The sequence below is a fragment of the Stenotrophomonas sp. RS-48 genome (assembly GCF_030053245.1).
Taxonomy (GTDB): Bacteria; Pseudomonadota; Gammaproteobacteria; order Xanthomonadales; family Xanthomonadaceae; genus Stenotrophomonas; species Stenotrophomonas maltophilia_P.
The window spans coordinates 35948-43281 of sequence record NZ_JASGBV010000042.1 but is presented as its reverse complement, the minus strand read 5'-3'; the positions used below and the strand labels follow the sequence as shown (position 1 = coordinate 43281).

Genomic DNA, 7334 nt, shown 5'->3' with positions numbered 1-7334 from the left:
GGCGCCGCCGGACGACAGATCCAGGGCAACCACCAGCAGAAGACCGGCGATCGGGTGGTGGAACGTCGCTGCGAGCGCGTCTACCGCTGATCGCCGTTTTCCCCTTCCACGTAGTGATGCAACGAACGCCGGCTCCGTGCCGGCGTTTGTCTGTGCTCAGGGGCGCACCCCGCCCGACGGCCTGCCATGCAGCCGCCAGATGGCAAGACCGCCGTAGATCACCAGCAGCGCCGCGAGCGTGGCAAGTTCACGGCTGACTTCGTCCAGGCGTGCGTCCATCTGGTTCAACCGCACCATCAGATTGATGCCGGAGGTGGTCGGCAGCAGCTGCGCCAGCCACACCAGCGGGCGGGGCGTCATCACCACCGGCCAGGAGAGGTTGGCGAGGAAGAACAGCGGAATGGAGGTGGCGATGATGTATTGGAAGGCGCGTTCGCGGGTGCGGAAGAAGCTGCCGATGAACAGCCCGAAGGCCACGGTGGCGGCAACGAACAGCGTGCCGCCCAGCAGCTGGCCCAGCGGATTTCCGCCGCGCGGGTAGTCCTGTACCCAGGCGGTGAAGCCGGCGTAGTAGAACAGGCCGAACAGCCCGATCAGGCCGAAGCCCATCGCCATGCCTGCCAGAGTCGGCAGATCGAAGTGCAGTCGGCGGCCCAGTACCAGACGCCGCCCGCCCAGCAGTACGCCGATGCCCATCAGCAGTGTCTGGTGCACGATCAGTTCGGCCACGCCGGGCACGATGGCGCTGCCATAGCCTTCCTGCGTGTTGTACAGGGGCCGCTGCACGAGAGTGACCGGCGCTGCCTGCGGCGCGCCCATGAACGCGGCCTGGGTCACGGCGGCGTCGCGGCCGAATGTGCCCAGCGCATCGGCGATGCTGCCCAGCACCCAGCTGGCGCGTCCCAGGTAGGCGCCATTGCCCAGCAGGACCAGCTTGGCTGGCTGGCCACGCAGGATGTCGCGCTCCAGGTTCGCGGGGATGAGCACGATGCCTTCGGCATGCCCCGCTTCCAGCTGGCGGCGCGCGCTGTCCAGATCCGCCGGCTGGCCGACCACGCGGGCCACGCGCAGGCCATCGAGGGTGCGCAGCAGTTCGCGGCTGGTGGCACTGTGATCCTGGTCGACCACCAGCACCGGCAGATTGCCGGCCACCTGGTGGCGGTACGCGGCGGGATAGAAGAACGAGTACAGGATGACTGCACCGACCATCACCACGATGGCATAGCGGTCGCCGAGCACCGCCAGCAGGGTCTGCCGCAGGCTGCGCCAGACCGCGCTCATGCGTCGGCCCCGGCCGGTCGCGCGGCCTCCGGGGTGCGGCCGAAAGCGATCAACCGCAGGCTGCCGATGCCGCCGGCCACCACCGACATCAACACCAGCGTGGCCAAGGGCCACAGCGAGACGGACAGCGGTGCGCCGACGAACTGCTGCTCGGTCTGCACCTTGATGTACGCGCTGAGTGGCAGCAGCTGGTGCCAGATGCGGGTGAACAGCGGGCCATCCAGTACCGGGAAGGTGGCACTGGAGAAGGCCAGCGCTGTGCCGATGGTCAGGCCGACCACCGACAGCGCGGTACCCATGTCACGGGCAATGCCGACGAAGAACAACGCATATGCGGCCGTGGCCAGGTAGAACGCCGGCTGCGCAGCCAGCAGCAGGAGCAGACTGCCGGCGATGCCGTCCCCCCGCAGCCATGCGAGGTAGCCGACGCCCAGCGTGCCGTACAACGCGAACAACAGTACGTAGGGCGCGAGCTTGCCGGCGATCGAGGCCCACGGGGTGTCACCGAGCCAGGCCGGCAGGGTGCCATCGCGGATTTCCCGGCCCACGCTTCCGGCCACGGCCAGTGCCAGCACCAGCGATAGGACGGCCGGGAAGATCAGCGGCAGCAGGAACAGCTCATAACTGCGTGCCGGGTTGTAGAGGATGTCGGACTGCACGGCGATCGGGGCGGCGCGCAGCTTTGCGGGCCCCACCTGCAGGCCGATGCGCTCGCGCAGCATGCGTGCATTCCAGGCCGACACCGCATCGGCGATATCGCGCGCGGCCGATTGTCCGGTGGTCATGTAGGTGGCGTTGTAATAAGCGAACACCGTGCCCTGGCGGCCGCGCAGGGCCTGACGGGTCACGTCGCGCGGCACCAGCACCACTGCGAACACCTCCAGGCTGCGCAGCTGCGAGCGCGCGGTGTCCATGTCGGCGGGCTGGCGGGCGACGCGGACCCCCGGGCTGGCATCGAGCATGCGCAGCAATTGCCGGCTGTCGCTGCTGTGATCGAGGTCGACCACGGCGATGGGTACATCGCGCATGACCGATGGCGTGAACATCCAGGCCATCAGTACCAGCATCAGCAGCGGCAGCACCGTGACCAGCGCCAGGTCGGCACGGTTGCCACCAAGACCCCGCAGCTCGCGCTGCCAGGCAGCAGCAAAGCCGTTGCCACCAGGGCTCAGTGCTGGGGCCATGCGAACAGCACGCTCATGCCGGGGCGGAAGCCCTCGATGCGGCGTACCGGGCGCACCCGCACCTCGAAGCTGCGGACATCGTAGCCGGACGACTGCCGGGTGGTACGCCAGGTGGCATAGTCGCCGGCCGGGTTGATGAAGTAGACCTTGAACTCGCTATCCTGACCGAGGGCCGGCACGCTGCCACGCAGCGTGCTGCCGACCTTCAGGCCCTGCATCTGTGATTCGCGCAGGTTCATCGATACCCACATGCGGTCGATGTCGACCAGGGTGAATACCGGGTAGCCGGCGGGTACCAGTTCGCCGGGATCGGCCATGCGCTTGTTGATCTCGCCGGCCACCGGTGCACGGCCCTCCACTTCGACGCGGGCCGCATCCACTTCGGCCACGGCGCCCTGCGCCTGCTGTACCTGGCCCTGCGCGGCACGCTTGTCCTGTTCCCGCGCACCGGCCAGTGCCATGTCGTACTGCGCACGGGCGGCACGGGCCAGCTCGCGCGAACTGGTGGACTGGGCGAGTGCTTCGTCGCGCTTCTGCCGGGTCATCACCCCTTCGTTGAACAGGTTCTCCACGCGGCGGTAGGTGGCTTCGGCCAGCGTTGCTCCGGCTTCGGCACGCTTCCAATTGGCTTCGGCAGCACGGATGTCCTCACTGCGCGCACCTTCGGCAGCCTTGTCGGCCACCGCCTGCGCAGCGGCCAGAGCGCCGCGTGCCTGCTGTTCCTTCGCCGTCACTTCGGGGCTGTCGAGCAGGAACACGACCTGACCGGCCTGCACGCGGTCGCCTTCGCGAACCTTCAGCTCGGCGACACGGGCGGTGATCTTCGCTGCGACGTTGATCGTGTCCGCGTCGGCCATGCCCTGGATCTGGTCGGCCGGGCTGCGCCAGGCGAGCCACAGGCCCAGCGCCACCACTACCAGCAGCACCACGAGCAGGATCCGGCCAAGCCGGCGCTTGCCTGGTGGTGTCGCTTCATCCTGCAATACGTCACTCATGGTCGATCACCTCATCTGCGCGACGCCGGAATTCCTCGAAGCGGTCCATCTGCCCACTGATCTCCAGCAGCTGTGCCAGCGCGATATCGTACTGGTAGGCGGCCTGTGCACGCTCCACGCGAGCGCCTCCCAGACCCAGCCGCGCATCGATGACGTCCAGCGACGTGGACTGCCCCTCGCGGAATGCCAGCTCCTGCAGGCGCAGGTTCTCCTGTGCCTGGGCGATGCTGCTGTCGAGCAGCACGAACTGCTGGCGTGCCGTTTCCAGCTCGTTCCACGCCTTGCGCACGCCGAGCGCGACCTGGTTCTCGGCTTCGCGCAGTCCGGCTTCCGCCTGCTCCTGCTGCGCACGTGCCGCGCTGATCTGCGCCGGTCGCGAGTTCGGCGACAGGAAGGTGTACTTCAGGCCGATGCCGAACGCCCAGTCCGGATCGGTCAGCATCTCGTCGCGGCGACGGAAGTCGTACTGGCCAAAGGCGAATATCTGCGGCTTGAGCTTGGCCTGTTGTACGCGCACGCCCTGTTCGGCCTGCGCCACCATGGCCCGCAGCCGTGCGATCTGGGGTTGCCGTGCCTGCGCGATGCGCTCGAAGCTGGCGGCCGGCTCCAGCGGCACGCGCTGCACGAACAGGGGTGATACCGGCTGCACCTCGCCGCCACTGCGCAGCAGGGTGGCCAGCGCGGCCTTCAACGTGGCCAGGTCGTTGACGGTCTTCTGGTACTCGCGCTCTGCCTTGTCGCGCGCCACGGTGGCCTGCAGTCGCTGCGCGCGGGTGGCGAAGCCTTCGCGCTCCAGCTTCAGCGCATCGGCCAGGTGGCGTTCCAGGCCATCACGGACGTCACGACGCACGTCCACCGCCTGCTCGGCCAGGCGCTGGCCGAAGTAGGCCTGGGCCAGCTGCACGGTCAACGACTGCCGCTGTGCTTCGCGTTCCGCGCTGGCCTGCTCGTGGGCTGCGCTGGCGGCACGCTGTGCGGCAGGAATGACGCCACCGGTGTACAGCGGCAGCACAGCGGTGACGACCGGGCGGGTGCGCCAGTCGCGTTCGGTGAACGACAGGGGGGAATCGATGCCAAAGGCCTCGGCCACCGGTGCCAGCGAGCCCAGTGGCAGGGTCAGGGTCTTCTGGAACTGCAGGCGGCGGACCTCGCCGGTGATCTCCGGCAGGCGCAGAAGGCGCGTGGCCTCCTGCAGATCCTGCTTGTTGCGGACGGCGGCGTCGGCCGCGGCCAGCGCGTCGGAAACCTGTTCCAACCGCTGCCGCGCCTGTTCCCAGTCCAATGCCGGTGTATCGGTGATGGCCTGCGCTGACGTGGCAAAGGGCAAGCAGGCCGCAAAGGCCATGCCGGCGACGCCCATCGCGCTGCGCATCCTTGTCCGTGGGCGGCTCACACGCATGCCGTTCCTGTAGTTAAGAAGTGAGCAAACGTTAGTGGTCTGCGCGTGAAGCCCGGGTCTGCGGTCATCGTATGGACCTCAGCGCAGGGCGCCGCTGGCCGCCGTGCGCAATGCCTGGGTGATGTGCTGCAGCGTGCTTGAGCGCACGGCCGCGTGCTGCCAGTACAAGGGCACGTCGAGCCAGCGGCGGGGTTCCAGTACCACCACGCGGCCGGCATGCACGGCAGGCCCCACCAGGGTTTCCGGGGCCATGCCCCAGCCCAGTCCGCACACGGCGGCTTCGACGAAGCCGGTCGAGGAGGGCAGATAATGCAGCGGTGGCTGCAGCCGCGCACGGGTCAGCCGCCGCACGAAGCGCCACTGCAGTTCATCTTTACGGTTGAACACCAGCATCGGCGCACGTGCCAGCGCCGCAGCCTGCATGCCCTCGCTGAAGTGCCGGCGGGCGAAGCCGGGCGAGGCGATGGCGTGGTAACGCATGGCGCCGAGCGGATGCACGTTGCAGCCCTTCACCGGCTGGCTTTCGGCGGTGACCGCGCCGAGCACGCTGCCATCTCGCAGCAACTGCAGGGTGTGGTCCTGATCATCCATGCGCAGGTCGAACAGATAGCCATGGCGCTGGTGCAGCTCGGCGATGGCCGGCACGAACCAGGTATCGAGCGAGTCGTCGTTGACCGCCAACGGGATCGGTGTGCGCGGGGCATCGCTGCCGCGTTCGGGCAGCAGTTCGGCCAGCGCCTCGGCCTCCAGCGTCTGCATCGGTCGCACCCTGCGCAGCAGCGCTTCACCTGTGGCGGTGGGTCGGCACGGTGCCTGACGTACCACCAGTACCTGGCCGAGCCGGTCCTCCAGTGCCTTGATCCGTTGCGACAGCGCCGACGGGCTGATCGACAGGCGTCGGGCTGCAGCGTCGAAGCTGCCTTCCTCCAGCACCGCAGCAAACGCAGCCAGTTGTGGATGTAGCAGATCCATGCCGGTGCCTCTTCAGTTTCTCTGCACAGGATAAAGAAAAATCAGATTGTCTAAACAGGGGCGGCGGCCGCACTCTGCGCGTCCCCTCGCTGCCATGCCTGCCCCATGTGGATCGCCGCTGCCGCCGCCGGCCTGTTCGCAGGTGCCGGCCTGATCATCGCCATCGGTGCACAGAACGCCTTCGTACTGCGGCAGGGCCTGCAGCAGCGTCATGTGGGAAAGGTGGTGCTGGCCTGCGCCGGCGCGGACATCGTGCTGATACTGGCCGGTATCGGTGGCATGGGCGCGCTGGTGCTGCAGTGGCCGCTGCTGCTGCAGGTGCTGCGCTTTGGTGGTGCGGCGTTCCTGCTGTGGTATGGCCTGCAGGCGGGACTACGCGCGTGGCGTGGTGGCAGTGCGCTGGCCGCCGCCGAGGCGCAGGGCGGCAGCGGGCGCGAGGTACTGCTGACCTGCCTGGCCTTCACCCTGCTCAACCCGCACGTCTACCTGGATACCGTGGTGCTGCTGGGCAGCCTGTCCACGCGCTATCCGGGCGATCTGCGCTGGGCGTTCGCCGCCGGAGCCTGCGTGGCCAGCGTGGCCTGGTTCTGCACGCTGGGCTATGGCGCCCGCCTGCTGCAGCCGGTGTTCCGCAGGTCGAGCGCGTGGAGGGTGCTGGATGCCGGCGTGGCGATCTTCATGTTCTGCCTCGCCACCCTGTTGCTGTTGCGTCCGCTCTAGGCCGCGTCCACCGCGCACAACGGCGTCTCGTCGGGGCGCAGCGTCAGCACCCGCACGCCCTTGCGGGTCACGGCCACGGTGTGCTCGAACTGTGCCGACAGCGTGCCGTCGCGGGTATAGACCGGCCATTCGCCCGCGCGCTGGCGGATCGCCGGCCTGCCCTGGTTGAGCATCGGTTCGATGGTGAACACCATGCCTTCTTCCAGCACCCTGCCGGTGTTGGGATGGCCGTAATGCAGGATCTGTGGTTCTTCGTGCATCTCCCGGCCGATGCCATGGCCGCAGTATTCCTTTACTACGCTGTAGCCGTGGCGGCGAGCGTAGCGGGCGATGGCGTGGCCGATGTCGCCCAGGCGCGCGCCGGGCCGTACCACGGCGATGCCTTTCCACATCGCTTCGTAGGCGGTCCGCACCAGCCGCCGTGCGGAAGGGGTGACCGCGCCGACCGGGTAGGTGGTGCTGGAATCGGCGATGTAGCCGTTCTTTTCCAGGGTGATGTCGAGATTCACGATCTGGCCCTCACGCAGCACGTCTGCGGTACTGGGCACCCCGTGGCAGACCACGTTGTCGATGGAGGTGTTGAGCACGTACGGAAAGCCATACTGGCCCTTGCTGGCAGGCCGCGCCTGCAGCTCGTCGACGATCATCCGTTCGACGAAGTCGTTGATCTCCATCGTGCTGCGGCCCTGCAGTGGCCATCTGTCGAGCGCGGCGAACACCTGTGCCAGCAGGCGGCCGGATTCGGCCATCAGCGCGATCTCGTCGGGCCGCTTGATGATGCTC

General features: G+C 68.0%; 7 protein-coding genes. 1 reads left to right on the top strand and 6 read right to left on the bottom strand.

The window, feature by feature from the left end; all coding sequences use genetic code 11:
• Positions 1-156: 156 nt before the first annotated feature.
• From QMZ25_RS08760 to QMZ25_RS08740, 5 genes are all read right to left on the bottom strand, one after another.
• Positions 157-1281: an ABC transporter permease gene (locus QMZ25_RS08760; protein WP_180877122.1), complete on the bottom strand. Its 1125-nt coding sequence runs from the start codon at positions 1279-1281 to the stop codon at positions 157-159.
• Positions 1278-2465: an ABC transporter permease gene (locus QMZ25_RS08755; protein ID WP_283219470.1), complete on the bottom strand. Its 1188-nt coding sequence runs from the start codon at positions 2463-2465 to the stop codon at positions 1278-1280. The genes QMZ25_RS08760 and QMZ25_RS08755 overlap by 4 nt, the downstream gene beginning before the upstream one ends.
• Positions 2450-3460, bottom strand: coding sequence for an efflux RND transporter periplasmic adaptor subunit (locus QMZ25_RS08750; RefSeq protein WP_253118974.1), 1011 nt, complete (start codon positions 3458-3460; stop codon positions 2450-2452). The genes QMZ25_RS08755 and QMZ25_RS08750 overlap by 16 nt, the downstream gene beginning before the upstream one ends.
• Entirely contained in the window at positions 3453-4805 is a 1353-nt protein-coding gene (locus QMZ25_RS08745; RefSeq protein ID WP_283219472.1) for a TolC family protein, read from the bottom strand. The genes QMZ25_RS08750 and QMZ25_RS08745 overlap by 8 nt, the downstream gene beginning before the upstream one ends.
• 132 nt (positions 4806-4937) lie before the next feature.
• Positions 4938-5831: a LysR family transcriptional regulator ArgP gene (locus QMZ25_RS08740; protein WP_283219469.1), complete on the bottom strand. Its 894-nt coding sequence runs from the start codon at positions 5829-5831 to the stop codon at positions 4938-4940.
• A gap of 105 nt (positions 5832-5936) precedes the next feature.
• On the opposite strand from QMZ25_RS08740, the gene QMZ25_RS08735 reads away from it, so the two are divergent.
• Positions 5937-6551, top strand: a complete 615-nt coding sequence (locus tag QMZ25_RS08735) for a LysE/ArgO family amino acid transporter (protein ID WP_065181142.1) — start codon at positions 5937-5939, stop codon at positions 6549-6551.
• Here QMZ25_RS08735 and map read toward each other — a convergent pair.
• Positions 6548-7330, bottom strand: coding sequence for a type I methionyl aminopeptidase (gene map, locus QMZ25_RS08730; protein WP_065174740.1), 783 nt, complete (start codon positions 7328-7330; stop codon positions 6548-6550). The genes QMZ25_RS08735 and map overlap by 4 nt on opposite strands.
• Positions 7331-7334: the final 4 nt, after the last annotated feature.